A 26,498-nucleotide genomic window follows, 5' to 3' on the forward strand; every position below is an offset into this window, starting at 1 on the left:
ATCGTGTGATGGTCTTCGAAAAGCATGACGGTAATCGCCGCCGCAACGTGTGCCAGAGCGGCGATCAGAAAGCCGAGGACAAGTGCCCTCCATGCAAGCAACAGCATGAGTTTATGTCCGGTTGTTTATTGGTCTCGCGCAAACGGACCTAATAAACGGCGAACAAATGGCCGCACGCTGCGACAAATGCTCACGGTGGTGATCGCCGCTTCAGAAGAGAATGGATCAGAACGCCCCGGCCATGTGCTGGGGCTTCTCGTATGTGGAGACCTCGATTGAGAGCCACCTATCCCAGTGGCCGCGCTCGCCACGTTGCGTATGTAGTTAAGTTTCGCCGGAATGCTACCGCCCGCTTGAAGCAAGCGAAGCAATCGCATGGCTATAGATCAAGATATCTCTGATGATCGGGGATCTTCCTTGGGTAACAATGCGTTCTTTTGTTGCTATATAGGGGGATTTGTCTATCTCGATTGCGAGTTCTTTTAGATTTCGGTCGTCTTCTATAACAATGCCATCCCCGTTCGTAATTCTAATGTGATAATTCGGCATGCCGTCCTCCCAGGTTGAATAGAGATAGGTAACCATAAACGGTGCTCGCCGGCAAACAGGGCCAATCAACGTTGGTAATCACGTGTCCGTCCTTGAAAAAAGCCAAGCATGAAACCTTCGCGCGAACAATGGGATGTTGTGACTGAAATTGCCAGGGCAGGGAACTCGCTTAAGACAGTCGCTCGATTTCGGCCTCAAGTTCACGAATCCGCCGCTCAAGTAGCTCGACTGTTCCTGCCATTCTCAGTCGATCGATCTCCGATGAGGACAGATTCAGTTTGATCGAAAAGAACCCGCTAAGCGCCAAACGGTGGGAGCAGTGAACTCCTATCAATACACCGTCTTCCAATGCCGATATCGACCGCTCGGTAATCTCCTCGTCAACGATCGTATGTGCACCAACGACTGATCTTGAATATCCGGTTGCAGAGATCTTCATGCCCATTCTCCCAAACCCACGCCACGAGAGCTTTGCCCAAGCTCTCGCAAAGGGCAAGAGCGCGGCTGATGCCTATGTGGATGCCGGATATAAGCCGAGCCGATCCGCTGCATCGCGCTTGTCAACAAATGTGAACGTGCAGCGTCGAGTGTCTGAGCTGCAAGGAAAAGCAGCCGAGAAAGCCGAATGGAGCGCCGCTGAGAGGCTTGCTGCCCTCAAGAGGATATCCGCGGCATCCGAAGCGAACGACCCCCGTGTGGCCGTCTCTGCGATCTCAGAAGCGAACAAGATGCAGGGCTCGCATGCCCCGGCCAAGCACCAGCACACCGGCAGGATCGCATCGATCGATCCGACGAAGCTGAAGGGCATGACCAATGAGGAGCTAGACCTTCTTGAGCGCGCATTGGTCCAGATCGGAATTGCTGACGGCGATCCGGCAGGAGAAGGAAGCGAGGAGGACCGAGGAGGACCGCAAGCGTGAGAGGCATCAGCTTCTCGCATCGCATCTCGCCTTCACGGTCAAGTTCTTCAAGGAGAAGGAAGGGCAGCCGTTTTCGGTTGCGGAGTTCCACCGCCTGATCTGCGATGTACTCGACCAGGTGTTCCGGGGCGACATCAAGCGGCTGATCATCAACATTCCGCCAGGCTACGGTAAGACAGAGCTTGCGGTGGTGAACTTCATCGCACGCGGCTTTGCCATCAACCCACGGGCTCGCTTCATCCATGCGAGCTACGCGGAGCCGTTGGCGCTAGACAACTCGACCAAGGTCAAGGACGTCATCAGCCTGCCGGGGTATCAGACCCACTGGCCGGTGCAGATGCGGACGGACCAGAACGCCAAAGGCCTCTGGAGAACGACGGCGGGCGGGCACCTACGTGCTGCCGCGGCTGGCCAGCCTATTACGGGGTTCCGTGCAGGTATTCTGGCAGAGCCGGGCTTCACCGGTGCTCTGATCATCGAAGACCCGCTCAAACCGGACGACGCGGCATCGGATACGACGCGCAAGTTCATCAATGCCCGCTGGGAGAACACATTCAAGTCGCGTCTCGCGCATGAGGATGTGCCGGTCATCGTCATCATGCAGCGCCTGCATGTGGATGACTTTGCAGCGCACCTGATGGAGGAGAGCGGCGAGACCTGGCACCTGCTGAAACTGCCGGTCCTGATCGATGGTGAGGCGGAACCGCCGGCAGGCAAGGTGACACTGATCCCGCACGGGCTACCTGATGGGCCGCTGTGGGAGGAAAAGCATTCCCGCGAGCAGATCAAGATCCTGCAGAATGCGCCGCACGTCTACGCGGGCCAGTATGCGCAGGAGCCAACGGTCGAGGGCGGCAATCTCTTCAAGCCGGGGCTGATGCCTCGCTATGATGATCTGCCCAGACTGTCATGGCGGGCGATCTACGTTGATACCGCCCAGAAGACCAAGGAGCGGAACGACTACACGGTCTTCGAGCACTGGGGCGCTGGCCTCGATGGCAAGGCATACCTGCTCGAGGTTGTGCGCGGCCGCTTTGAAGCGCCTGAACTGGAAAAGACGGCTTTTGCCATGTGGACGCGTCTGCGTGGGAACGAATGGCCGGCCGACAGGTACGGACACCTGCGCAAGATGGCGATTGAAGACAAAGTGTCGGGCACCGGCCTGATCCAGTCCCTCACGCGCAAGGCCATCCCTGTGATCGCTCTTCAGCGCGAGAAGGACAAATACACCCGAGCGCTTGATGTCGTTCCGGCAGCAGCAACGGGCCTGATCGTACTGCCTAAATCGGCGCCATGGCTGAAAGACTTCGAAAGCGAGCTGGCGGCATTCCCCGATGGCGGGTTTGACGACCAGGTCGACCCCTTCATTGACGCCGCGCTCGATATCTGCGGCTTCCTCGGCATGAACCTGGACAATCTGTGAGGCCTCTATGGGCAGTGTTCTGACATTCGTCCGCGATGGCCTCGCCAGCATGGTTGCAGGGCTGGGGACCGAAAGGGACAAGGCGGCGTCGGTCTACTACACCGAGCCGACGATTGACCTGCAGCAGCTTGTTGCGGCCTATCGGTCGTCGTGGCTGCCGCGCAAGATCATCGACATTCCTGCGCTGGACAGCTGCCGTGCATGGCGGTCGTGGCAGGCCAAGAACCCGCAGATCGAGAAGATCGAGGCGGAGGAGACCCGCCTTGGCATACAAGGCAAGGTGCTGGAAGCGCGGAAGAAGGCGCGGCTGTTCGGTGGTGCGGCGATCTATTTCGACGTCGGGGATGATGCTTCGCAGCCGCTGAACCTGGAGAAGGTGAGGGCGGGCGGCCTCCGGTTCCTGACGGTGCTCACACCCCGGCAATTGCAGCCGGGCGAGATCGAGACCGATCCGCTGTCGCCGCAGTATGGCCGGCCGCGTGATTACACCATCGTCAATGGCGTATCTGCCCAGCCGAAGGTGCATCCGTCCCGACTGGCGATCTTCATCGGCAATGAGATGCCCGACCGGGACATCACGTCGGGCTCCACCTTTGCATGGGGCGACAGTGTGCTCACCTCCGTCATGGAGGCGGTCAAACAGGCTGACGCTACCTCGGCCAACATCGCCAGCCTGATCTTCGAGGCAAACGTCGATGTGGTCACCATGGAAGGGCTCATGGCCTATGTCGGGACGCCTGACGGCGAAAGGAAGGTCACTGAGCGCTATCGGATCGCGGCGACGGGCAAGAGCATCAACCGCATGCTCATCCTCGACGGGAACGAGAAATACGAGAGGAAATCCGCCAACTTCGCCAACCTGCCTGATCTGATGGACCGGTTTTTCCAGAACGTCAGCGGAGCGGCCGACATTCCGATGACCCGGCTCTTTGGGATGTCTCCGGGCGGGCTGAATGCCTCCGGCGAGAGCGATCTGCGCAACTACTACGACCGCATCGCTTCGAGCCAGACGCTGGAAATGCAGCCTGTGCTTTCGAACCTGGATGAATGCCTGATCCGCTCCGCTCTCGGCTCGCGCGATCCCAGCATCCACTATGTCTGGAACCCGCTTTGGCAGATGAGTGAGAAGGAGAAGGCCGAGATCTTCAAGGTCAAGTCGGACGCGGCGCGGACCATTGCCGGCAAGGGTGGGATGGAAAGCCCGCTGATGCCGGTCGAGGCGCTGTCCGATGCCTTTGTTTCGGAACTGGTAGAGGACGGAACGCTGTCCGGTCTTGAGGGCGCGATCAGAAAGTATGGCACTCTGGCTGAGCAGGAAGAGGATGAGGACGACCTTGCCGCCGCTGCTGGTCCGATGAGCGACGAGGAACGCCGTGCGGCCAGCGATGCCGCGCCGCGCACCCTCTACATCCGCAGGGACGTGTTGAATGCGGACGAAATCAGGGAGTGGGCAAAGGCGCAGGGCTTCGGAACCGTGCAGGACGATTTGCACGTCACAGTCATGTACACCCGTACACCGTTGGACTGGATCAAGATCGGTCAGGCTGCGGAGTGGTCGGCCGAGGAAGATGGCGGGCTGATCATTGCGCCCGGCGGGCCGCGCTTGATGGATCGGTTCGGTGATGCCGTGGTGCTGCAGTTCGCTTCATCGCGCCTCACATGGCGGCACGAGGACATCAAGCGGCTTGGGGCGGTCACCGACTATCCGGATTACCAGCCCCACGTCACTATCACCTGGAACGCGCAGGACATCGATCTGGACAAGGTCGAGCCTTATCTCGGCAGGATCATTCTGGGACCGGAGACATTCGAGACGGTTCGCACGGACTGACCGTGCCGGGCGGCTCCCGGCGAGAGACGAATGGAAACGCATCATGCTCCGAAGGTTGATCTTCGGCGGACTTGCCGTGCTTGCGGCGGTCGCTCTCATTCTCGCCGCGCCTGTCATCGTTGTGCTAGCGGTTGCCGCTCCCGTGTTCGGGCTGAGGCGATACCGCAAGACCGAAACCGCGTGGGCGCAGACTCAGGCGGTCGGCTTCAGCCTTCAGATCGGCGGCAGCATTTGGGGCCTCGCGCCTGAAAGCTGGTTCGGACCGGGAAGAGGCTTGGAGCGCCGCTCGCTTTGGCCGTCCTGTCTGGCTGTGGTCATCCACTCTGCTGATTACAATGGCCGCACGCGGACCGCATTCGGCGTCAGCATTGGCTCGGCTCGCCTGAAACGGCGAACCTCTGGCCGTTTCTCGCTCTCCGAAGCTACTGGCGATCTTGGCTGGTCATTCTGGCACCGCCCGCTGCGCTGTTAGCGAGGCCACAGTCGGCGGCTGACCCACCTAAGCAGCCGCCGCGCCCATTAAGTGCCTCCGCCAAAAATTGCGGCGGATACCACGTACACTCCACGTAGGAACGAAGCAGATGAGGCGATCACGAACAGGATGCCCAATATTGAAGTCAACATCGCGGCGCGAACTCCCTTGCTAGACCCGCGTTGACGACTCGCGTTGCCGACAGCGAACCAAGTTTGGGCGACGTAGCCGGTGCCTGATGCGCAAAAAGCGAATACTAGTCCAAGGCAGAACCACCATAGGCTGTCTTGAACGAGCTCGGGGGAAGGGATGACATCTTTCCCACCGATGAAGCCGATTACCGCGATAGCGGCACCGCCATTTAATGTGCCGGCCATTTTGATGGTTTCACGACCATATTCTATCGCCTGCGCTGAATTCTGAAGCTGGAAATCGCTTTCTTCCGCCACGTCAGATCCCTCCCTTTGAGAGCGAGACCATACATGCAATTCACCGACGCTGTAACCGTCGCGGGAACGCGGCGGACTGATGACGGCTATCTTGTAGCCACGGCCAAATGCGTGCGCGCCGGCATCCAGATCTACACTGGCGACGAGCTCGGTAAGCCGGACATGAAAGTGGTGCGCGTTTACCGACCTGCCGAGGAGGTCTTCGCAAGGGACAGCCTCCAGAGCTTCAGCCACGCGCCGATCACGATCAACCACCCGTCCGAGCAGGTCACCGCCGACAACTGGAAGGCGCTTTCGGTTGGCGAGGTGAGCACGGCTGCCAAGCAGGTCGATGACTGGATTGAGCTGCCACTGATCTTCAAGGATGCGGCGGCGATCAGTCAGATCGAGAGCGGCAAGCGGGAACTGTCGGCCGGCTACGTCGCGGACTTCGATTTCACGGCAGGTGTGACGCCATCGGGCGAGCCCTACGACGCCGTGCAACGGTCCATCCGCATCAATCACCTGGCTCTGGTCGACAAGGCCCGAGCCGGTTCGCAAGCTCGCGTTGGTGACAGCGCGAATACCTGGGGCGCTGCCCCGATCACCCAACCCACAGCAGACGAAAGGAACCGGAACATGCCGGATAATCTGCGCACGGTGGTTGTGGACGGTCTCTCGGTCCAGACGACCGATCAGGGCGCCCAGGCCATCGACAAGCTTCAGAAGGCCGTCGCTGACGCCGAGAAGCGCTTCACGGACGCCGACGCCGCCCACAAGGCCGAGATCACCAAGAAGGACGAGGAGATCGGCTCCCTCAAGGCGGACAAGAAGAAGCTCGAGGACGCCGCGCCGAAGCCCGAGGACATCGATCGCATGGTCGCTGATCGCGCGGCTCTGGTGACCGCAGCCAAGGCCGTGGACGAGAAGATCGTCACCGACGGCAAGTCGGATGCCGACATCCGCAAGGCGGTCGTCACGGCCCGTCTTGGTGACGAGGCGGTCAAGGATGTCTCCGACGCCGAGGTCACCGGCATGTTCAAGGCCCTGACCAAGGACGCGAAGCCGAACGACACGGTTCGCGATGCGCTTCGGACGCAGGACCACTCCATCGTTGCCAATGACGCCTGGGGCGATGCGGTCTTCGCGTCTGCCGGTGTTCAGAAGAAGGGAGCCTGATCCAATGGCCACGCTCTACGAAAACCGCAGCACTGCCAACTTCCTCGTTTCGGAAGCCAATGGCATGTACCGCAGCCGTGACGAGGGGACTGTGGCCGCTGGTGCGGCTCCCGGCCTTCTCGCCGGCACCATCCTTGGCAAACTCACCGCCGGCGGCAACTTCGTCGCGCTCGACACTGCTGTCGCCACCGGTGCCGAGAACGTGTCGGGCATCCTGTTCGAGGAGGCCGTCGGCACGGTCAAGCGCACAATCGTCGTTCGCGACTGCGAAGTGAACGGCGCTCACCTCATCTATCCCAACGGTGCAACCGACAACGACAAGGCGACGATCAACGCCGACCTTGCCGCTCTCGGCATCATCGTCCGCTAAAGGAGGCCGACCCAATGGCATCTATGGACATTTTCAAGGGCTCGGCCTTCTCGATGGTTTCGCTCACCGGCGCAATCAACAAGGTCGACTACAAGCCGCAGCTACTTGGCTCCCTCGGCATCTTCGACCCGATGCCGGTGCGCACGCGCTCGCTGTTCGTTGATCGACGCGAAGGTAAGCTGACGCTCATTCCCACCAGCCCTCTTGGTTCTCCGCCGGAGGAACTGAAGGTCGATCCGCGCAACGCTGTGCCTCTCCAGACCACGCGCCTGACCAAGGGGGCCACGCTTTACGCCCATGAGGTCGAGGGTATCCGTGCGTTCGGCTCGGAAACCGAGTTCGCACAGGTCCAGAGCGAGTATCTGCGGCGTACTGCAGCGGTGCGTGACGACATGGAACTCACGCACGAGTACCATCGCCTTGGCGCTCTGCAGGGCCTTCTGCTTGATGCTGACGGCAGCTCGGTGATCTACAACTACTTCACTGAGTTTGGCGTGACCGAGCCGGCGGCGATCAACTTCGATCTCGCCAATGCCAGCCCGGCACAGGGCGCGCTTCGCAAGAAGTGTGCCGACCTGATCCGCACCATGGCGCGCGCGTCGAAGGGCGCTTTCACGCCGGCAACGCGTGTTCATGCTCTGGCTGGTGATGCGTTCTACGACGATCTCATCACGCACCCGGATGTCGAGAAGACCTATCTAAACTGGGCTGCTGCGGCAGATCTTCGCGAAGACCGGACCTTCGAGTCGTTCCCCTTCGGTGGGATCACCTGGCACAACTACCGAGGTACGGACGACAACTCGACCGTCGCGATTGATCCCGACGAGGCGAAGTTCTTCCCGGTGGGCGCGCGTGACGTGTTCAAGAAGGCAATGGCACCGGCCGAGTTCGGTCCGTTCATCAACACGCTGGGCCAGGACACCTATGCGATCAACATTCTGGATCGTGACCGGCAGGCATGGACGCGCGGCGAGCTGTACAGCTACCCGCTGTACTTCTGTCAGCGGCCGGACGTGCTCCGCAAGGCAGTGAGGGCTTGATCATGGACTATCACGTCAAGAACGGAAGTCACGTCGCGAAGGCGTTCAAGGTGAGGGGCGGTCACACGGTCGTCCCCGCCGGTAAGAAGGCTGATCTGGTCGATGCCAAGGAACTCACCGAAGAGGAGATCGAGGCGTTTGAGCATGAAGGCGTCAAGGTGAAGGCCATCGGCGCTGCGTCCGGCAAACAAGACCTGACTGGACCGTTCGAGGTCGCGGACAAGGGGCGTGGCTGGTTTGTCGTCAAGCGGGGCGACTTGGAAGTTACCAAGAGCCTTCGCAAGGAAGATGTGGAAGGGTTCTCGGAGCTCTCCGAAGAAGACCAGGCCGCATTTATCGACCTTCACCGCGCTGAGTAGGACAAAGTGGGCGGCCGTTAAACGCCGCCCTCGTCAAACGGTAATCCTAACTTGTCAGATTCCGCGCGCGCCCAAGATTTCCCCCATAGATAGTGGTCCACTTCCCGAAGGGACAGACCCGCTGGCGCACTGGCAATCGCTGCATCCTTGAACGCCGTGTAATTGGACCAGAGCCTGGACGTGTATCGATGATATTTCAACTTCGTGAAGTCGCCTTTTCCCGCGCGCAAGATCTCATCGCAAACTCGAAAGTCATAGATGGTGAACTCTTTGGGGTTGAGTACCGTAAGGACGGCTGATGCCGTGGCCAAACGAAACCCAAAGTCTCTGATTAATACAGCCAAGCGACCTTGTGGCTCATCTGCTTTGCTGAGCGCTGCCGAGATTGCACCGGCTTGATTTGAGAATGTTGCTCCTTCTGAAGTGAGACGTGCCAATTGGCGCGATGCCGCTCTGTTGGCCTTCCATTTCAGTATCGTCCAGAGATCGATGGGCGTTAGCACGCCCTCGTCGCGAAATCGTTGTTCGATCTTCGGAAACAGGTTCGTCTCCGGGTTCGCAAACCTTCTGAATGGCATTTTCCCCTCCCATTTTCTCCAAGCTTAGGGAAAGACTTGATGGCTGGCTATGGCGATGATGCAGGCTTTCAGCAGTGGGCCTCTGAAAACGGATATGAAGTTCCCAGCGGAACCGTTGCGGCCGCCCGGCAGCGGGGCAGTTCCTATATCGATGCCGTATATGGCGAGCGCTTCCCCGGTGAGCCCGTAGGCGGCATTGAGCAGGACCGTTCATGGCCGCGTGTGAACGCGAACGACAAATGGGGCAACGTGATTGCTTCAGATGCCGTGCCGGCGCGTGTGATCCATGCGAGCTACCATGCGGCACTTCAGGAGCTGCAGTCCCCAGGCAGCCTTGATCCGGTCGTCGTGGCAGCGGAGCGCGTAAAGCGTGAGAAGGTGGGGCCGCTTGAGACCGAGTATATGGACGGTGGGGAAGGGCAGGATGCGCTTGCCGCCTCAACGCCATTGCTTGCCGCTGTGGAAGGGCTGCTCGAGCCGCTCCTGACGCCGGTGGGAGGCTTCCCAGCGATGATGGTGGTGTGACATGGCCGGCTTCAACTATGCCAAGTCTCGGGCCACTGCTGCCCGTCTGATCAAGAAGTTCGGTCAGTCCGGCGCCATCCGCCGCACGACGATGACCGGCGGCGATCCATGGAACCCGACGCCTGAGACCAACGATTATCCCTGCACGCTCGTGGTGACTGAATACACGCTCAAGGAGCGCGAAAGCTCACTCATTGGGACATCCGACAAGAAGGTTCTGATATCGACCGAGGGCGTCTCGATCCCGGCCTATGCAGATGCGCCAGACAGCGCAAACGCCCCGTGCGAGCGCGATCAGATTGTGATCAAGGGCAGGGCGCACGAGGTGGTGCGGATCGATCCGTTGGAGCCGGGCGACACTGTCGTGATGTGGACGCTGCAGGTGGCGTTCTGACGGCTCTACCTGACATTCCGTGATGTGTATCCACAAAGCCAGGTCGCAATTGCTACGGCAACGACAGACGTGATGATGAGATCGACAGAACTCACCAGTGTGAGGAATGTCGCAAAGATCACCGCCGCAAAGTTGAACACGATGTACCGCGCGAGTGAGTGAGGCGCGAGGAGTGGGCTGCCGGTGTCTGGTTCCTTGAAGACCATGGCTACACCCCGAGCAAGACTTTGAAGATCACTGCGAGAACGCCGGCCAGAGCGCCACTTGCGAACCCCTTTTGCATGCAGGGCCAAGGATTGTCACCAGAAGCGAAGTTCTCAGCTGTCGCGACGACTGTGCTGGTCAACAAGATCGACACAAACACCGCAGTGAGTACCGGATCGAAAATCGGCACGAAGCAACCCTCCCTTCAGTCCAAGAATTCTAGCAAAGCGGTGGAGCATGGTGACCACATCAATTCGACGTAGCATTGAGGTGTTGATTGCTCGTCACGAACCATTGCTGCGCTCAGCCTTCCTGTCGGCCATTGATGATATCCGCAACTCGATCACTCTGCGCATCGTCGTTGAGCGGCTGGAGCGGGGAGATGTGCTTGGCGCTATCGAGGCCATGCAGATCGAGCGCGAGGCGTTCTCTCGCTTCGAGCAGGCACTGTTTGATGCCTATGCGGATGGAGGCCAGGCGGAGGTGGGGAACCTGCCTCTGGTCCGCGATCCAGACGGCAACCGCGTGGTGTTCCGCTTCGGTTTGCGCAATCCAGAGGCCGAGGCATGGCTGCGTGATCACTCGTCAACGCTCGTCACCCGGATCGTTGATGATCAGCGCAAGGCAATCCGCCAGCATCTGGCAGCAGGGCTGGCCGAGGGACAGAACCCGCGACAGACGGCCTTGGGTGTCGTGGGGCGCGTGGATCGGTCCAGTAACCGCCGTACTGGTGGCGTCATTGGCCTGACGGTTCCGCAGGAGGAGTTCGTCAGGCGAGCGCGTCAAGAGCTTCTGTCGGGCGATGTTCGGTCCATGCGCCATTACCTGACGAGGGGCCGGCGTGACCGGCGCTTTGATCGTGCCGTGATGAAGGCAATCCGCGAGGAACAGCCGCTCGACGCGGACACGGTCAATCGGATCACTGGGCGCTATGCTGACCGGCTGCTGGCTCTCAGGGGCGAGATGTTGGCGCAGAACGAGACACAGGAGGCCATCTCACAGGCCCGCACTGAAGCCATTCGCCAGCAGATCGCGGCAGGGAAGATTGATGCCGATGCGGTCACGAAGGTCTGGCATCATACGCCGCAGGAGAACCCGAGGCTTCATCACCGCGCCATGAACGGCAAGAGCGTGGCGTACAGCGAGGACTTCGTTCTTGCGAATGGCGTGAGGATGGCGCATCCGCATGCGTCTGATGCACCGATCAGCGAGAAGGCTTTCTGCAAGTGCCATTTCTCGTTCAGGATCGACTACTTCGCATCGGTGGAGCGCCGATTTAGGGCGCGGGCTGCCTGATGGCCCAGGGGGATAGCTTCGCTGCATCGGTGGCCGACTGGTGCCATGCGGTTGAGGGGGCAACAGAGGCGATCTTCAAGGAGAGCGTTCAAGAACTGGTTGCCGAGGTTGATCGGCTCCTAACGCAGATGGTTTACGAGGCCCCGGCCAGTCCGAATTATCGGCGCACGGGTTTTCTCCGATCATCTGTGAGAGTGTCAAAAACATCGATACCGCTGGCGGATCGGCCGCAGGGAGTTCCGGACGCCGATTACCTGGCCGAAATCACGGTTGTGATCGCTGGGGCGGAACTCGGCGAGACGCTCTATGTGGGCTACACGGCGAACTATGCCGGCTTCGTCCATTTCGGCACATCAAGGTTGGCCGGTCGGCCGTGGGTGCAGATGGTTGCGCAGCGCTGGCCGGCTATCGTCGCGGCCAAGGAAGGTGAACTCAAGGGGCGTCTTGGTCTGTAGACCCGGATTTCCGGCGCTCCATGCGCATCAGAGCGCCATAGGGGCCGACCAGAGCGGTGCGCAGGGCCTCCTGTCCGATCTCCGTCTCGGCGCGCAACGAAACGATCTGCCGCATCATCTCGTGCAGCACTGTCTCGATCTCATCGTCTGACAGGGGCTTTTTCTCGGACATCTCGGGGAAGGTATAGGAATGGCCGCAACAACGGAAGGTCGGATCTTTGCAGCGCTTATGACGCGGGCGGGCGGCCTGTCGGCGCTGGGGCTGCCAATCGCGTGGCCCAATGTCGATTTCACGCCGCCGGAGAACCAGAAGTATCTGCGCGTCCAGTTCGTGCCGAATGTCACGCAGAGGCAGTGGATCGCCTCTGATGGAGTGCATCGTTACCTCGGACTGCTCCAGGTCAGCGTGTTCTGGCCCAAGGGGCAATACGAGGGGGAGCTTCGACCGCGCGAGATCGCGGGGCAGGTTGCTGCTCACTTCCCGTGCGATCACCAGATGACGGAGGACGATGTGACGGTGCGCGTTATGGAGCGCCCGACCGTCGCTGACATGCTTCCGGAAGATAGCCGGGTGCATATCCCGGTGACTATTCAGTGGGAGTGTTTCCACTAGCCGTTTCAAGCCCTTCGGCAAGGCAATTCAATCAGAATAGGAGCCTGTCATGGCGAAGATGTATCCCGTAGCGGGCTGCAAGTTCTTCATCGGTAGCGCTGCAATCGAAGATCAGGACGATGATTTCATCGCAACTGACTTCGATGCAGTGACTTGGGTTGAGGTCAAAGGCTGGGTGACGATGGGGGCAAGTGGTGACGCCGCCACGCTCGTTACCTCTGACCAGATCGGCAACAAGCGCACGAAGAAGGCCAAGGGCACGCGCAATGCGGGCTCGATGGAGAACGTCTTCGATGTCGTTGCTGACGATCCCGGTCAGTTGGCTCTGGTCGCGGCCGAACAGACCGACGACAACTATCCGTTCCGCGTCGTCTACAACGACACGCCGCCCACCGGTGTCGCTCCCACGCCGTCCGAAACCCTGTTCATTGGCATGGTCATGTCCAGATCGCGGGCAGGCGGTGGCGCTAACGATCCGCGGCGCATGAACTCCACCGTCGAAATCAACAGCAACGTCGTCGCTGTCCCGGCAAGCACGGGCGCGTAAGGAGCAAAGCATGACCGCAAAAACCGAGAAGAAGGCCGTCGATCTGTCGTCCTTCGATGATGCAAAGGCCAAGCACGAAGCCGGCATTGAGATCGCGATTGTGGGACCGGACGGCAAGACGCCGATGGGTTTCTCCATTCGCGCTGCCGGTCCCGACAGTGAACGCGCCCAGACCGCACAGGAAGAGCTTGCCGACGAACTGATCGAGCAGGAGAACCTGACGCGGCTCAAGGCACGTGAGGCTGCACAGCGCGGCATCCGGTATCTCGCCAAGCTGACGATGGGCTGGGCGCCCAACATCATCCTCGACGGGCAGGAACTGGAGTTCAGCGAGGAGAACGCGGAGAAGCTCTATCGCCGGCACCGCTTTATTCGTGAGCAGGTCGACAAGGCTGCCGGCAACCGGGCGCGTTTTACGAAGGGCTGATCGCCGCGCTCTGCCAAGCGCTGGAGGCAGTCCACGACAAGCGTAGGCCATTCGTGCCTACGGTGGCCGAACGGCTCTGGTGGGCTTTCTGGCGACTTGATGCGCGGCGCAGTAGCAATGGCTACTCGGCCAATGCGATCAGCCCGACCGAGATTGATGCGTGGTGCCGGGTGTCCGGCACGCGCCTGAAGCCCTGGGAAATCCGCGCGCTCGATGAGATGGAAATCATCCGTCTCCGTTGGCTCGGCCGAGACCCAGAAGAAGAGCCGGAAGTCGTTGAAGGTCAGCCGGTAACGCCCGCACTCGTCAAAGCCCTGTTTGGATAGAGGTCACCTGCCATGTCGGTATCTCGCCTTGGCTTCGAGGTTGATTCCTCTCAGGTCAAAAGTGCTGCCGTCGATCTCGACCGCCTGACCACCAGCGCCGGCCACGTTGAACAGAAGACAGCGCGGCTTAGGGACGAACTTGGTCGGTTCGTTTCTGCTGGTCATGCCGCAGGGCGTGCGACTGAGCAAGTTGAGCAGGCGAATGACAACGCCGCAACTGCAGTAACTCGGCACGCAATGGCTATTGCCAAGCTCACTGCAGCAGAAGCACGCATGGGAGCTACGCACTATGCCTCGCGCGCTGAAGACATCGCAGCATTTGGTGCCGAGTTGGATCGACTCCGCGCAAAGTACAATCCGGTGTTTGCCGCATCGAAGGCGTATGAAGGAGAGCTCAACGACCTAAATCGAGCACACGCTATCGGCGCTATCAATGCCCAGGAGAAGGCAGCGGCACTCGATATGCTGAATGCACGATATCAGTTGGCCGCAGCAGGGGCGAACGTCGCGGCGACGGCAACATTGCAGATGGCGAAGGCCTCCCGTATCGCGATGCACAACAATCGCCAGCTTTCTTTCCAGTTGATCGACATTGGTCAGGCCTTAGCCACTGCGCCGACGATGGGCATTTACGCATTGCAGAACCTGGGCTTTCAGGTCGCGCAGATCGGTCAGCTCTACATGGGGCGAGGCGGCTTCAATCAGGCCATCAAGGACAGTGCGGTTCAGGTCGCGAGCTTTGTCCGGTGGATGGGGCCCCTTGCTGCCGTTGCCGGTATGGCTGGCGCCGCACTTGCTGGCATTACGCATGAGATCAATCAGGTGTCGGATGTCACGGTCGGCATGGGTGATGTCGCGCTGGCCACTTTCCAGGTCATTCGAGATGGCATCTTCGAGACGATCCGGCCGGCAGTTGAAGCCATGGCTCCGTGGTTCGGTGCTGCATGGGATTGGGTCGCGGATAAAACGATCTGGCTTGGCAATCTGATCATCAATTCGTTTCACGCCGCATTCGTTGACGTCAATGCGGTGGTGGATTCCATAGCTGCGGTGTTCGCCGGCGGCTATGAGGCTGTCGTCGCGGTTTGGTCGGGTCTTCCCGCCGCGCTCGGAGATTTTGTTTACTCGACTGCCAATCGTGTGGTTCAGGGCGTCGAGGATATGATCAATGGCGCGATCACTCGCCTCAACAAACTCATCGCGATGCTGCCAGACTGGGTGGATATCAGCGGGTTCGACCAGATCGAATTCGGCGGGATCGAAAACCCCTACGCAGGCGCAGCCTCGGCGTTGGGCGGTCAGCTGGCCGAAATTGGTGGGCGCACCAGTTCGGCTCTTGGCGACATATGGGCCAATCGGAATGCCGCTGTGTCCGATATCATGGGAAGCGATCCGCTTGGTGGGTTCTTTGATGCGGTGAGCGTACGAGCCGTCCAGAACGCGCTCGAGGGCGTGAAGGATGAAGCCGGAGCCGCCGGCAAGGCTTTGAAGGGTGCAGCCGACGACGCCAAAGATCCATGGAACGGGCTTACGGAAGAGATGGAGCGCATGCAGAACGCACTTCAGGACGCAGGTCGAGAGACCGGCGGCATCCTCAAAGGGCTCATCGACGGCACATTGAGCTGGAAGGATGCGCTGTCACAGGCTCTGTCCGTCGCCATGAAGCTCATGATGCAGTTCAATCCGGGCCTGTTCGGTGGTGGTTTCGTTCAGGGGCTACTCGGCGGGCTTCTCGGCTTCTCGCATGGCGGTGTGATCACGCAGGGCAACGTCGTGCCGTTCGCCAATGGTGGCGTGGTCAACCGGCCAACGGTATTCCCGATGGCAAATGGCGCTGGCCTGATGGGCGAGGCAGGGCCGGAGGCGATCATGCCGCTGCGCCGTGGTCCTGATGGCCGTCTTGGTGTCTCAGCGCCCCGTCAGGCAGCAAAAGATCAGCCTATGCGTCTCGAGCTCGTTTCACGCTTCGATGCCGATGGCGGTTTTGACACAGCGGTTGAGCGAGCATCCCGCCCGGTTGCCCGTGAAGAGAGTGCGGCGTCCAGTGCGCGGGTATCCCGTAGCTTTGATGCGCGGATTGACGGTCGGGACGAAGAGCGCCGCGTCCGCAGGATCAGACCAAGGAGCCCGTTCTGATGTATCGGCTTGTCGACTTTCCCGAGCCAATCCGGCTTACCAAGGTCACGTGGACCAGCGGGCCGAATGCGCGCAACTCCGGTACGACGACTGCCTCGGACGGGTCTGAGCAAACACGGAGTGGCATAGGTGATGTGGTCTCCTTTCGCCTTGACTTCACGCTCAAGATGGGGCGCGAGGCCCGGCGTGAACGCGGCTTCCTGACCTCACTCATGGAGGGTGTGAATGCTGCCCGCTTCAAGTTCATCGATGGCGATATGTTGACGCCACAAGAGGCTGGGATTGTTGGGCCTTTCGTTCAGCAGGCTTGGTCGAATGGCGAACCTTGGAGCAATGGAAAGGGCTGGAGGCCTTCCTACCCGATTGTGCCGATGGCCTCGGCATCCGCCTATGACAGCGGCGTCGTGACCATCTCGGATGCGTTCTGGGGTCACCAGCTTGGGATTGGCGATTATCTCGGGTTCATGCCGTTCCATTTCGGCCTGTACATGATCACGCAGGTGATTGCGCCGGGTCAGTATCGGATATGGCCTCGTCTGCGCAAAGCACTCACCACCGACGACTTCGCGACTCTGCATCCAACCCTCGTCATGAAGACTGTGCCCGGCGGCACATCACTGGCGCGCGGCGTCGTTCATACCGAGGGGCAGGGCGTGCAGCTGTCCGAGATCATTGACCCCTACGTTCGGCAGTATTTCGCGGATTGATCCATGACCTTCTACATCGCTGAAGACCTCGACAAGCTGTCTGGGCCGCATATCCAGCGTGCATGGTTTGCCCATGTCGTTTTGCCGTCTGGTGAACGCCGTCTGCACACGGGGCTGGGGCCGGTCGAGATCGGCGGGCATGTGTGGGAGGGCGTCAGTGATCCATTCGGCGGGCAGCTTGTTTCGGTTGGCTCGATTGAGGAGCCGCGCTTTGGGCAGGCACCAGCCGTTGACGTTGTGATTTCGGGTGCCAACCGGGAATTCCTCAAGACGGTGTGGGATGACCGTCATGCGGTCGAGGGCGCGCAGTGCGACCTCTACTTCGCGACGTTCGATGCCGAAACCGGAGAGGCGGTTATTGGGCTCAGGAAGCTCTATCCGGGCAAGATCACCGCCCCGAAATTCGCATTCGTTGGAGCCGCTGTCAGGGCAATCCAGTTGCGCATTGTGTCGATCTGGGAAGGACTGAACTTCCCGGCCGCCGGGGCGCAGTGGTCACCGGCCGGTCAGCGACAACGCTTTCCCGGTGACAAGGGACTCGACTTCATCAACGCGCCGATCATCGAGGATTACAAGAAATGACGCCAACGGCCGAACAGCGAGGGCGCGGCGAGCGCCTGCGCGCCATCGTTGATGCTCTCAAGGGCAAGCCGGTCGAGTGGGGTGTCGATGATTGCTCGACGCTGCCTGCCCAATGGGTGGCCGAGGTCACCGGTCGGGAGTTCGATTGGCCGTTCTACGACACTGAGGAAGCGGCGGCGCGCATCATCGCTGACGCTGGTGGTCTGGTCGAGGTCTGGAAACCCATCACGCGCAAGCTTGGACTTGTTGAGAGTCACGACACGCCCGAAATCGGCGACATCGGCATTATCGATACCAGCCTCGGTCATGCCGGAGGCATCTGGTTGCACGGCCAGACATTTATCTGGCGGGCAGTGGAGGGCGTTCGCGTCCTCGGCGTCCGCTCGCACCGCATCGTGAAAAGCTGGCAAATCTGACATGAAATTCAGAGCTGTTGTTCTGGCCGCTGGCATCATGCTGGCGACCCTTTCGCCTGCCTACGCCTTCGTGGCGATTGGCTCGGCGGTGATCTCGGCATTCCTGGCAGTTGGCGCGGGGGCTCTGCTGCCAACCGTGGGGGCTGCTGCAATCGGTCTTGCAACGGTTGGTATCGCTGTCACGGCCGCCCAGGTGGCGCTACAGGCAGCGCTGTTCGGCCGGCAGCCGTCAGTTGACCCGAACGAGATCAAGAACACCACACAGGGCAAAGAGGGGCCGGGGCGCTATGCCTTTGGTCGCGTGCGTCTTGCCGGTACGGTGGCTTTTGGCAATACGGCTGGCTACGACATCTATCGACTGCTGCTGCACTGCTTTGGTCCGCTCTCTGCAATCGAGGAGTATTTCTACGACAAACTCTCAGTCACAGTTGACCCTGATGGCGCGGTTACTTCGCCGCCGTGGGCGCGCAGTGGTGGCTCCAATCTCTATCTGAAGACAAAGGTCGGAAATGGCTCTGAAACGGCCTGGCCGGAGCTTGTGGGCGATTTCCCGTCGCTCTGGACGGCCGATCATCGTGTTCGTGGGATCGCGCAGACGCTGATCGAGGCGATTAATCCGGGAACTGGCAGTGATCGCTTCCTCCGTCTGTTTCAGGGGGGCATCAAGTCCGTCGAGATCACAGCCCGAGTTGGCGAGTTCTACGATCCGCGTGACAACTCGACGGAATGGTCGATCAACGGCGTTCTGCATGTCCTGCATTGGTGGCGCCGGCTTCCGGGTATGCGGGACACGCACATCGACTTCGATGCCATTGAACCCGTCGTGACGCAGGGCGAAGCGCTGGTGCCCACTCTGATGGGAACTGCGCCGCGCTGTCAGCTCTCGGGCGGATGGGAAGGGCCGCTCACTTACGACATCGTTGAGGATATGCTGGAGAGCGCTGGCCTTGAGGTGCAGGAGACCGGCGACGGCAAAGAGGCTCTTGCGTTCATCGAGGACTGGCCGGAACCCGAGATCACGTTCCTGAACCGGCACATCATCGATCGGTTTCCGCAGGCCGGGCCGGAAGGGGCGAAGCGTCCGAATGTCTGCAAGTTGCGCTACTTCTCGCCCGAGCGTGGCTTCGAGATGGCCGAGATTGATCTTACCGGCGCGCCCTGGGCGAGGGTGCAGCATGAGATCGATGTCTATGGCGAGCAGGAATTCCCGGTCGATCTGATCTTCTGCTGCGATGCCAGTCAGGCGCAGAGGATCGCGCGTCGATTGTTCCTCATGGCCCGGACTGACTTTGGCGTCATCAAAACCACCATGGCCGGCGTTGCTGCATGGGGGAAGCGCACGGCACTTATCGAGATCCCGGATGTCGGGGAGGATGGGGCCAGCATCATGGTCCGGGCGCGCACGCAGCCCGTTCGCGTGGACGATAGCGCCGGTGAATGCGAGATCGCGTTCCACATCATCCCGGATGCGCTTTCAATCCCGTGGGATCCGGAGACGATGGAGGTTCCTGCACCGCCGGTTCTGCCAGAATTCCAGATTGAGAGCGATCTGGACAAGCCCAGCGTGGCGTCCACGGCTGTCGTGCAGTATCCGGGCGGTGCGTATGAGACCCGCATGCGCTTCTCCAGTGTTGCCGGTGGCAGCACCGCAGAGGCGAATTACAGGACGTATACAGGCGGGCTTCCCGATACCTGGCAGGGCATGACCGAATACAGCGCCAACGGCCAGTTCGCCTATGCGGCCGTGAACACCATCGGCAAGGAAGCCGAGTTCCGTGTCCGCTGGTTCAACGGAGACGGCGAGGCATCCTACTTCTCGGATGTCGTCAATGTGCCGGATATGCAGATCGACAATTCAGTGCCGACCGAGCCCTATCTTGACGTGCAGGTCACGAACAACGGCGTGGGCGATTACACCTTCGAGGTGGTGGCGTATTCGACAGCGATGAATGCCGTGCGCTTTGTGCTTTCTTCCAATCAGCCAGAGATCACACCCGGCTATGACGGCGATACCCGACCGGGGCTTGGTTACACCGCTGATGGGACAATTTCGAACGGGCCGGCTGCGATCAACGTGACGATCACGGCCACAGTCTACACCTCGAACGGCACCCCGAGCCCGACCGCGACCTTCACCTATGTGATCCCGCAGGATCCGAACACCAACCCGTAATTCCTGATCCCTGATCCAGCCACCGAGGCCTGCGCGCCTCGGACGGCGAAGCCTATCCAAAAATCGGAGACTCCCATGAACGTCTGGACCAAGCGTGGCTATGACATTTTCTCACCGACCGACGCGGCAGGGCTCCTGCGCAGCGTTCTGAATGGCGACGTGCAGGTTTGGGCGACCGAGGTTGAGCGCCTGTTCAAGGCGGGCTCGTTCAATTCGGTTGATGCCGTCGGGCTCTATGCTGACCGATCAACCTATGACGGTGAGGCCGAAGGCTTTGTCTATCTCAGCATCGATGGCGATGGAGCAGGGGCCAGTTCTACTGTCGCCTTCATCAAGGAGAGTGCTGCCAGTGGCGACTGGTCGCCTCCCGTTCCGTTCCAGGGCGACAAGGGCTGGTCTCCGCTCTTCCGCGTCGTTAACGATGGCGCGCGGCGGTTGCTGGAGGTCTATGACTGGATCGGCGGCGACGGTGAGAAACCGGATCTGATCGGGTATATAGGCGCGGCTGGCCTCACTGCGAACATTGCTGAAGCTGTCGATATCCGTGGTCCGCAGGGAGTGTCTGGTTCTGGTCTGTCGTGGAGCTTTGAAGCCGGAACTGCAGACGAAGACCCCGGCGCCGGCAACCTGCGAGCCAATGCGGCCGACCTTTCGGCGGCAACAGAGCTGTTCGTCTCCAAGGTCTCCGCCGGTGGCGATCCTGTCGCTTCGTTCCTTGCAGGGCTGACGAACAGCACAAGCACGCATAAGGGCTATCTGATCCTCACCGAGCCGTCGAGCGGGGCGCAAGCCACCTATGATGTGACCGGCACAACGGACGCCGCCGGCTATGTGAAGATTGCAGTGTCGGGGCATTCCGGGGCGGCGGCATTGACCGATGCTGCGCTGCTGTCGGTGGTGTTCTCCCGTACGGGCAATGCTGGTGACCTGAATGGTGTTAATCCGGGGGCGGCTGGTCTTTCAATCCTTGAGGCGGAAGACGTTCCAGAGTTTTGGGATGCAATTGAGGCGGCGTTGCCGTCAAACCTTTTCGTTGATCCTGCCGGCAGTGACAGCAATGATGGGCTGACTGTAAGCACGCCCTTCGCCACGATTCAAAAGGCGTTCGACACACTCGCTAAATATGGGCCGGTTCTTCAGGGATTCTGGAACATCAACATTGCGGCAGGTACTGTCACAGAGGGTGCAAAATGGCCGCTCGGTCTCACATCGCTGAACCGGGTTCTCATTCAGGGGCCGGAAGTCACGCGAGATGAGCCCACGGCGATTATTGATGGCACGTCTGCGGTCCGAAACGTTGGCCTGAACTTCGGCTTTCGCTCCTATATTCGCATCAAAGACATGAAGATCATCGGGTTCAATGCCATGGGGGAGTATGGCATTCTGAACACCGACTTCAGCGATATGTACCTCGACAACGTCTGGCTGGATGGCAACTATTTCAATATCGGCTCTCGCGTCCATACGCGACTGATTAAGCGCTACGGCAAGGCGATTAATGGCGGATATGCCAATGTCTTAATGGTGGATTTTTGCCTTTGCACTATCGGCTATACCGGCAGCACGGTCTACTCGGGCAGTGGAGCGTTTGCTGAGACAGACGGTTCGCATATTGGTGGCGGGATCGTGTATGGGGTCTTTGCATCCGAGAATTGCCAAGGGCACATCGACTATTGCCTTGTGGATGGGAACGATAAGGGTCTCTTCATGGCCTATGGCACGCGGATGAACACGCCTGGCACCCAATACAGCAACAACAATGTTGGCGTTGAAGGAAACGGTGGGTCGTGGTTGCTGGACGGTGGAACCGCTGTTTACTCAGGCAATGGCCGGGACTTCAAATGGGGCTCATTCTCCGGTCGTGTTGATAGTAACTTTTATGCTGACGTCGAGAACATCGGGCAGACAGCATTCCTAGGGCGCTCGCTGGCCACTACGCCCGCACCGGCAACGCTAGGAAGCTACCAAAAGCATGTCGATGCTTTCGCAACGCTTCCTGGGGGAGCGCTGAGGGATGAGCGTTGCCGCCTAAAGGTGAGAGCTGCGGGTTCGATCGACAAAGGTGCTTCTGCATCGGGGCGTCTTATGGCGTTTCGCCTCTATGCCGGTGGCAATTTCCTCGCTGCGGGATCATTGCACACCAATAGCAGCGCGTCTGGCAATATCGTGATTGATATTGAGGTGTTTGCTTCGTCACTCACCGCGCAGAAGAGTTTCATGCACATTGTGGCCGGCTCGTCGCGTTTGTCGTTTATCGATGAGACATTCTATCAGACCTCTGCAATTGACCTGTCCGCCGACCAGCCACTTCATATCTACACATGGAGAGATAGCGGTTCCGATGACGTTACGTTCGAGGTCGTTTCGGCGGAGCTCTACGGATCTATGGATTAGACCATGCCTCGTAGAGGCGGAGATCGTTGTCGTTTCCCAAACTGAGAGAACTGCACGCGTAGAAATCAGAGGTGCGTCTGGCAACTTCTCCAGACAGTTGTTGTCAGGAGCACTATTGATATCTGGGGTGGTGGCGATGTGGCTGTGCGGCTCGGTGTGAACCTTTTTGGCGCGGCAGACTCGGTTGCGGTTGGAATTGTTGAAGTGTGGGAGAGTGGCTAACCGAACCGGGTAGATATCGCAGTCGTCAGGCCAGGAAACGTGAGATTGATCACGCGGGAAACTTCGGTCCGTTATGGTGCTTGGACTTAATCTAGTTCGGACCGCTTCGCGTGGATGCCAAAACACCAAGAATGATTAACCCGGCTCCAAGAATCTGCCATGGGCCGATTTTTTCATTGAACAAAAAATTAGCTAGTACGGGGATAAAGACAAATGTCAATGCGTAAAACATGAACGCGTGACTTAGGCTTGCGTAAGACAGTACATAAATCCAGAGAATCGTCGCAATTCCGTATATCGATAAGACGAATAACAAGATAAATATATTGTTTGGCGAGAGGATATCGCTGCTCGAATTTATTCTCATGCCAAGTGTTTTGAAGCCGATTTGTCCTAATGACAGCATGGCAACTACGCATATGGGGAGTAAGTATTGTTTAAACATCGGTTGTTTCCTGTAAGGGAATCCGTGGGGCGCTCGATACGTCGAAATTGATGAAACCACTTAGGAACTGGATACCTAGTAATGTAGGGAGCGCCACTAACATTACCGTTCCGCTCGTCGCCGGAACACCTGTGGCAATCGAATGAGCCCAAGTGTATAGGCCGAGTGGAATGCTGAATGCCAGCATTGCTGCAGAAAAAAGTAGGTATGCGGACCCAACCGAAAAATTTCTCAAGCCGTATGTGTAAAAAATCCGTCGAGTTGTATTTCGCAAATTCCGAAAGAAGAAAGAACCCAAGACTTCACGGATCCGTAAGCTGCTGACTTCGTCGGCGTAGATTGCTCTCATGGGGACGTCATGGATAACAGCGCGAGCCAGGTTGAGGTGGTGAAGCATGTCAGACTCGAAGAAGTATCTCGTGCTTATGGCATCCAAATCCAGCTCGTTGAGTGCAGAGATGTGGATCGCGGTGAACCCATTTGTTGGGTCCATCACGTTCCAATAGCCCGAGGACATCTTGGTTAAGAATGACAAGGCGGCATTGCCGAAGAGGCGAACCTTCGGCATGCCTTTCAAGCTCGAACGATGATAGAATCTATTTCCCTTGCTGTAATCGGCAGATTTTTTTCGTAGGGGGGCTGTAAGTGCCGGGATCAAAGCCGGGTCCATCTGGCCATCGCTATCGACTTTGACGAATATTGAAGCGTCTGTCTCAGCGGCAGCTCTATATCCAGTGATTACCGCGCCACCCACTCCTTGATTGCTGGCGTGGTACATCACCGTAACGCGTGGGTCATCGCAGTTCTCTGCGATGTGTGCGCCGGTGCCCTGAGGGCAGCAGTCGTCGACTACGAAAACGTAGTCCACGACTTCGCAGAGCCTCTCGACAACCGATAAGGCATGGTGGCGCGTTTTGAAACAGGGGACGACAGCTGCAGTCTTCATTTTACTTCCTTGCCGCAATAGCGAATATACTTCCCAGAATTGTGCAAATAATTAACCAAATAGAATATCGAAAATCTGCACTTGTAGCTCCCAGAAAGAGTGAGAACTCGTAAGAAAGTCCACTTAAAAGGACAGTGGCGGAGGCCATCGCAATCGGTGCATCCAGTAAGCGGAGGAGTAGGAGCGGTACCAGGGAGATTAAGATGAGTATCGATGCAAAAAAATACAGGTAAGGATTGTATATTGAATTTGTCGACATGTTCGACATGACTTCCCGGAACATGCCTCTTATCTTGTTTTCATTGTACTTGATACCCCACGGATTCTCTTCAATCGGTATTCGCAGGGTAGGTACCCACAAGCCTTCTGAGCCAGGAAGGTTCAATATCTCACGCGCAACGAGAGACTTGTGTTTAAGCCACGATATCGGAGATTCTAAAATCGCGCTTATCCAGTTTTCTCTAAGTTTTTCTAGATCGGACGAATTCTGTACAAACGAAACGATTGGTTCGTTGTTTCTGCAGGGCCTGTAAAGGCAAGCATGATATCTAGGTGTGTATAATGATTTTATGTCTTCTAATTTAAAATCTCCATTTGTGAGCTCATCATAATCATTAAAGAAGAGGTTTTTTTCGTATTGAACGGACGTTCCGGCAATGTCAAAAGCCATGACAACCTGCGAAAAATTCCGCTTAATATCACTGAGGTAATTTGTTGTTGCAATACTTAGTATAAAAATTGCAATCGTAGTTGCGGAGGAGGTTGAGAGTATGAAGAGGTAAGGTCTATTTTTATCTTTTTCCTGTTTGATAATAACGTTGAAGAAAAGAAGGATGGACAGCGGAGCGACTGCAAAAATTGCATTGTGCCGCATCGATGTTGCGAGAAATAGGCACGTCAATGCTCCGATGGAAAGTGTAAGTTTAAGTCTATTTTCGCAATCTCTTAGTAGAAGAATGAAGGCAATAGATAGCAGCAGGAATGCGTGCATCCATATGTCTTTCCAAATCACGCCAGCAACGCCCAGTACGGGAGGAAAAATCAATAGTATGTATACTAACCAGCGGGATGTTGGGGCGTATTTCAATATAGATCGAGAGATGAGGAGTAGTGATAGTGCAAAGATCGCAACTTGTGATACGAGCATTAATAGCGGACCCTCGTATATTGCGTCGAGTTGCCGCCAGATGAGTGACATTAGTGGTGGGTGTGCGTCGGGGAGGACGCCGCTTTTTGCAAAGCGAAGTTGCTGGATAGAGTCGTAGCTCATATAGCCCGGATAGAATAGATAGATGACACCTGCACCGCAGAGTGCGAGAGTTGACAACTCTATGATCAAATTTTGACGCGTTCTATTCACGGCCCACCCCTCTTAGCAATCGCGCGAGCAATAGCTTTGCCGGTCAAATTCAGCAAGTTTATTTCTCATGAGGCTGCTACGCGTTCTGCGTTGGAGTTTTTTGAATTGGCCCAAGAATTGTGAATTGGGCGGGAAAACTGAGTTGTTTGCGAGCGCGGCGAGTTCCTGTTTGCCTGGAAGTGCCGTAGATATGTCCGCATATAGTTTGAGTTCTGGGGGGGGGAGAGTGTCGAGCATTTTCATTTTCGGTAGCTGTGTGTCTCGCGATATTCTGGAGATTGCCAGTCTGAAGGGGCTAACGCTTACAGATTATTACGCGCGTTCAAGTTTTGCATCTTTGGCTGGGCGGCCCTATACCGATCACGAAGCTTTGGAACGCTTGGATAGCCCTTTTCAAAAGCGTATTCTGGCAAGAGATCACGACAAGTCGATTTTTGAAGCCGTTCAACAGGCGTCCTTCGATATTCTCTTGGTGGATTTTATTGATGAAAGGTTTCGAATAACGCGTCGCCCAGATGGATCTATCGCAACAATGTCGAACGAGTTCGTTCGAGTGATGTCAGAAAGGGAAGACTCTGAGGTTATCGAAACGAACACGGATGAGCGCCGTTCGCTTTGGCTTGCGGGATGGAAGAAGTTTATCGATGTGATTGCCGCCACTCGGCAGATGGAGAAAATCGTTATCAACCGGGTGTATTGGGATACATCTTATGATCGGCCAAGGCCCGGAACTCCATACATTGAGCGAATGAACGACGAGCTTGATTGGTACTATGAGGAAGTGGCGGAGAGCTGCCCAGATGCACAGTGGCTTTCTCATCCTGCTCCACTTCTAAAGTCTGACTCACAGCACAAGTGGGGGCCCGCACCATACCACTATTCGAAAGAGTTTTACGAACGCTCAATGCGCGAACTCATAGCCATCGGCACCTAAACTGGAAGCTGATTATTGAGTGGCTGAAAGTGGTCAAGAGGCGGGGCACCGACAGGCGACGGCGTTTCATTTCGAGTCTTTAGGCTTGGGGATCAAGAGCAAAGTTCTTCGCCTGACGGCGGCGGCAACCTAGCTGCGCGATGTCGTCGCGCCATTGGTGTGATCAAGTAATCTGTGCGCAAACGCGCGCCTGAACCAAACCATAATCTGTACGCTTCTGCCGTGCCTTCCGGGCGCGGCGCTTTCG

Annotated in this window: 30 protein-coding genes; 23 read left to right on the forward strand and 7 right to left on the reverse strand. The window is 58.0% G+C overall.

Annotated elements, in window-relative coordinates; genetic code table 11:
• Nucleotides 1-718 precede the first annotated feature (718 nt).
• Nucleotides 719-988: a protein-tyrosine phosphatase family protein gene (locus ACN0VH_RS20205; protein WP_417702334.1), complete on the reverse strand. Its 270-nt coding sequence runs from the start codon at nucleotides 986-988 to the stop codon at nucleotides 719-721.
• Between ACN0VH_RS20205 and ACN0VH_RS20210 the strand changes: the two genes are divergently transcribed.
• Genes ACN0VH_RS20210 through ACN0VH_RS20225 form a run of 4 tightly spaced genes read left to right on the forward strand, consistent with a single transcriptional unit; the run spans nucleotide 987 to nucleotide 5,195 of the window.
• Nucleotides 987-1,469: a terminase small subunit gene (locus ACN0VH_RS20210; RefSeq protein WP_417702336.1), complete on the forward strand. Its 483-nt coding sequence runs from the start codon at nucleotides 987-989 to the stop codon at nucleotides 1,467-1,469. The two genes, ACN0VH_RS20205 and ACN0VH_RS20210, sit on opposite strands and share 2 nt — an antisense overlap.
• Complete coding sequence (gene terL, locus ACN0VH_RS20215) at nucleotides 1,381-2,892, forward strand: phage terminase large subunit (protein ID WP_417702338.1); 1,512 nt, start codon at nucleotides 1,381-1,383, stop codon at nucleotides 2,890-2,892. The genes ACN0VH_RS20210 and terL overlap by 89 nt, the downstream gene beginning before the upstream one ends.
• Nucleotides 2,893-2,899: 7 nt before the next feature.
• Nucleotides 2,900-4,723 (forward strand): anti-CBASS protein Acb1 family protein, encoded by a 1,824-nt coding sequence (locus ACN0VH_RS20220; RefSeq protein WP_417702340.1) that lies wholly within the window; start codon nucleotides 2,900-2,902, stop codon nucleotides 4,721-4,723.
• 43 nt (nucleotides 4,724-4,766) lie between these two features.
• Complete coding sequence (locus tag ACN0VH_RS20225; protein WP_417702342.1) at nucleotides 4,767-5,195, forward strand: hypothetical protein; 429 nt, start codon at nucleotides 4,767-4,769, stop codon at nucleotides 5,193-5,195.
• A gap of 47 nt (nucleotides 5,196-5,242) precedes the next feature.
• Here ACN0VH_RS20225 and ACN0VH_RS20230 read toward each other — a convergent pair whose 3' ends face one another.
• Nucleotides 5,243-5,644: a hypothetical protein gene (locus tag ACN0VH_RS20230; protein ID WP_417702344.1), complete on the reverse strand. Its 402-nt coding sequence runs from the start codon at nucleotides 5,642-5,644 to the stop codon at nucleotides 5,243-5,245.
• 33 nt (nucleotides 5,645-5,677) lie between these two features.
• On the opposite strand from ACN0VH_RS20230, the gene ACN0VH_RS20235 reads away from it, so the two are divergent.
• Genes ACN0VH_RS20235 through ACN0VH_RS20250 form a run of 4 tightly spaced genes read left to right on the forward strand, consistent with a single transcriptional unit; the run spans nucleotide 5,678 to nucleotide 8,571 of the window.
• Nucleotides 5,678-6,802: a DUF2213 domain-containing protein gene (locus tag ACN0VH_RS20235; protein ID WP_417702345.1), complete on the forward strand. Its 1,125-nt coding sequence runs from the start codon at nucleotides 5,678-5,680 to the stop codon at nucleotides 6,800-6,802.
• Between the two features lie 4 nt (nucleotides 6,803-6,806).
• Nucleotides 6,807-7,172 carry a head decoration protein gene (locus ACN0VH_RS20240; RefSeq protein ID WP_417702346.1) on the forward strand — a complete coding sequence of 122 codons (366 nt, stop codon included), beginning with the start codon at nucleotides 6,807-6,809 and terminating at the stop codon, nucleotides 7,170-7,172.
• A 14-nt stretch (nucleotides 7,173-7,186) separates the two neighbouring features.
• Nucleotides 7,187-8,212 (forward strand): major capsid protein, encoded by a 1,026-nt coding sequence (locus ACN0VH_RS20245; protein ID WP_417702348.1) that lies wholly within the window; start codon nucleotides 7,187-7,189, stop codon nucleotides 8,210-8,212.
• A 2-nt stretch (nucleotides 8,213-8,214) separates the two neighbouring features.
• Nucleotides 8,215-8,571 (forward strand): hypothetical protein, encoded by a 357-nt coding sequence (locus tag ACN0VH_RS20250; RefSeq protein WP_417702349.1) that lies wholly within the window; start codon nucleotides 8,215-8,217, stop codon nucleotides 8,569-8,571.
• Nucleotides 8,572-8,588: 17 nt separating this feature from the next.
• On the opposite strand, the gene ACN0VH_RS20255 is transcribed toward ACN0VH_RS20250, so the two are convergent.
• Nucleotides 8,589-9,149 (reverse strand): hypothetical protein, encoded by a 561-nt coding sequence (locus tag ACN0VH_RS20255; RefSeq protein ID WP_417702351.1) that lies wholly within the window; start codon nucleotides 9,147-9,149, stop codon nucleotides 8,589-8,591.
• A 39-nt stretch (nucleotides 9,150-9,188) separates the two neighbouring features.
• Between ACN0VH_RS20255 and ACN0VH_RS20260 the strand changes: the two genes are divergently transcribed.
• The 4 genes from ACN0VH_RS20260 (at nucleotide 9,189) to ACN0VH_RS20275 (ending at nucleotide 12,023) form a co-directional block, all read left to right on the forward strand.
• The gene (locus ACN0VH_RS20260) at nucleotides 9,189-9,674 is read left to right on the forward strand and encodes a DnaT-like ssDNA-binding protein (RefSeq protein WP_417702353.1); all 486 of its coding nucleotides are present in this window, start codon (nucleotides 9,189-9,191) and stop codon (nucleotides 9,672-9,674) included.
• 1 nt (nucleotide 9,675) lies between these two features.
• Nucleotides 9,676-10,068, forward strand: a complete 393-nt coding sequence (locus ACN0VH_RS20265) for a hypothetical protein (protein ID WP_417702355.1) — start codon at nucleotides 9,676-9,678, stop codon at nucleotides 10,066-10,068.
• Between the two features lie 441 nt (nucleotides 10,069-10,509).
• Nucleotides 10,510-11,568 carry a putative phage head morphogenesis protein gene (locus tag ACN0VH_RS20270; RefSeq protein WP_417702357.1) on the forward strand — a complete coding sequence of 353 codons (1,059 nt, stop codon included), beginning with the start codon at nucleotides 10,510-10,512 and terminating at the stop codon, nucleotides 11,566-11,568.
• Nucleotides 11,568-12,023, forward strand: a complete 456-nt coding sequence (locus ACN0VH_RS20275; RefSeq protein ID WP_417702359.1) for a hypothetical protein — start codon at nucleotides 11,568-11,570, stop codon at nucleotides 12,021-12,023. Before ACN0VH_RS20270 ends, ACN0VH_RS20275 begins: the two co-directional genes overlap by 1 nt.
• On the opposite strand, the gene ACN0VH_RS20280 is transcribed toward ACN0VH_RS20275, so the two are convergent.
• Complete coding sequence (locus ACN0VH_RS20280; RefSeq protein WP_417702361.1) at nucleotides 12,001-12,195, reverse strand: hypothetical protein; 195 nt, start codon at nucleotides 12,193-12,195, stop codon at nucleotides 12,001-12,003. The two genes, ACN0VH_RS20275 and ACN0VH_RS20280, sit on opposite strands and share 23 nt — an antisense overlap.
• Before the next feature lie 18 nt (nucleotides 12,196-12,213).
• Here ACN0VH_RS20280 and ACN0VH_RS20285 point away from each other — a divergent pair, with 18 nt between their 5' ends.
• From ACN0VH_RS20285 to ACN0VH_RS20330, 10 genes are all read left to right on the forward strand, one after another.
• A complete protein-coding gene (locus ACN0VH_RS20285) occupies nucleotides 12,214-12,636 on the forward strand; it encodes a DUF4128 domain-containing protein (RefSeq protein ID WP_417702363.1) in 423 nt (140 codons plus the stop codon).
• A 49-nt stretch (nucleotides 12,637-12,685) separates the two neighbouring features.
• Nucleotides 12,686-13,183 carry a hypothetical protein gene (locus ACN0VH_RS20290; RefSeq protein ID WP_417702365.1) on the forward strand — a complete coding sequence of 166 codons (498 nt, stop codon included), beginning with the start codon at nucleotides 12,686-12,688 and terminating at the stop codon, nucleotides 13,181-13,183.
• Nucleotides 13,184-13,193: 10 nt separating this feature from the next.
• The gene (locus ACN0VH_RS20295; RefSeq protein WP_417702367.1) at nucleotides 13,194-13,610 is read left to right on the forward strand and encodes a hypothetical protein; all 417 of its coding nucleotides are present in this window, start codon (nucleotides 13,194-13,196) and stop codon (nucleotides 13,608-13,610) included.
• Between the two features lie 53 nt (nucleotides 13,611-13,663).
• On the forward strand, nucleotides 13,664-13,936 hold the full coding sequence (locus ACN0VH_RS20300) for a phage tail assembly chaperone (protein WP_283801423.1): 273 nt from the start codon (nucleotides 13,664-13,666) through the stop codon (nucleotides 13,934-13,936).
• A 12-nt stretch (nucleotides 13,937-13,948) separates the two neighbouring features.
• Nucleotides 13,949-16,072, forward strand: a complete 2,124-nt coding sequence (locus ACN0VH_RS20305; protein WP_417702371.1) for a phage tail tape measure protein — start codon at nucleotides 13,949-13,951, stop codon at nucleotides 16,070-16,072.
• Nucleotides 16,072-16,779, forward strand: a complete 708-nt coding sequence (locus tag ACN0VH_RS20310) for a hypothetical protein (protein ID WP_417702372.1) — start codon at nucleotides 16,072-16,074, stop codon at nucleotides 16,777-16,779. The genes ACN0VH_RS20305 and ACN0VH_RS20310 overlap by 1 nt, the downstream gene beginning before the upstream one ends.
• Before the next feature lie 3 nt (nucleotides 16,780-16,782).
• Nucleotides 16,783-17,361, forward strand: a complete 579-nt coding sequence (locus ACN0VH_RS20315) for a hypothetical protein (protein WP_417702374.1) — start codon at nucleotides 16,783-16,785, stop codon at nucleotides 17,359-17,361.
• A complete protein-coding gene (locus tag ACN0VH_RS20320) occupies nucleotides 17,358-17,777 on the forward strand; it encodes a DUF6950 family protein (protein WP_417702376.1) in 420 nt (139 codons plus the stop codon). Before ACN0VH_RS20315 ends, ACN0VH_RS20320 begins: the two co-directional genes overlap by 4 nt.
• 1 nt (nucleotide 17,778) lies before the next feature.
• A complete protein-coding gene (locus ACN0VH_RS20325; protein ID WP_417702378.1) occupies nucleotides 17,779-19,950 on the forward strand; it encodes a hypothetical protein in 2,172 nt (723 codons plus the stop codon).
• Between the two features lie 75 nt (nucleotides 19,951-20,025).
• Entirely contained in the window at nucleotides 20,026-22,344 is a 2,319-nt protein-coding gene (locus ACN0VH_RS20330; RefSeq protein WP_417702380.1) for a hypothetical protein, read from the forward strand.
• 313 nt (nucleotides 22,345-22,657) lie between these two features.
• On the opposite strand, the gene ACN0VH_RS20335 is transcribed toward ACN0VH_RS20330, so the two are convergent.
• Genes ACN0VH_RS20335 through ACN0VH_RS20345 form a run of 3 tightly spaced genes read right to left on the reverse strand, consistent with a single transcriptional unit; the run spans nucleotide 22,658 to nucleotide 25,284 of the window.
• Nucleotides 22,658-23,011, reverse strand: coding sequence for an EamA family transporter (locus ACN0VH_RS20335; RefSeq protein ID WP_417702381.1), 354 nt, complete (start codon nucleotides 23,009-23,011; stop codon nucleotides 22,658-22,660).
• On the reverse strand, nucleotides 23,004-23,957 hold the full coding sequence (locus ACN0VH_RS20340; RefSeq protein ID WP_417702382.1) for a glycosyltransferase family 2 protein: 954 nt from the start codon (nucleotides 23,955-23,957) through the stop codon (nucleotides 23,004-23,006). Before ACN0VH_RS20340 ends, ACN0VH_RS20335 begins: the two co-directional genes overlap by 8 nt.
• Nucleotide 23,958: 1 nt before the next feature.
• The gene (locus ACN0VH_RS20345) at nucleotides 23,959-25,284 is read right to left on the reverse strand and encodes a hypothetical protein (protein ID WP_417702384.1); all 1,326 of its coding nucleotides are present in this window, start codon (nucleotides 25,282-25,284) and stop codon (nucleotides 23,959-23,961) included.
• Between the two features lie 259 nt (nucleotides 25,285-25,543).
• Between ACN0VH_RS20345 and ACN0VH_RS20350 the strand changes: the two genes are divergently transcribed.
• The gene (locus ACN0VH_RS20350; RefSeq protein WP_417702385.1) at nucleotides 25,544-26,251 is read left to right on the forward strand and encodes a DUF6270 domain-containing protein; all 708 of its coding nucleotides are present in this window, start codon (nucleotides 25,544-25,546) and stop codon (nucleotides 26,249-26,251) included.
• Nucleotides 26,252-26,498 lie beyond the last annotated feature (247 nt).

Source organism: Pseudophaeobacter sp., from assembly GCF_048267565.1.
GTDB lineage: Bacteria > Pseudomonadota > Alphaproteobacteria > Rhodobacterales > Rhodobacteraceae > Pseudophaeobacter > Pseudophaeobacter profundi.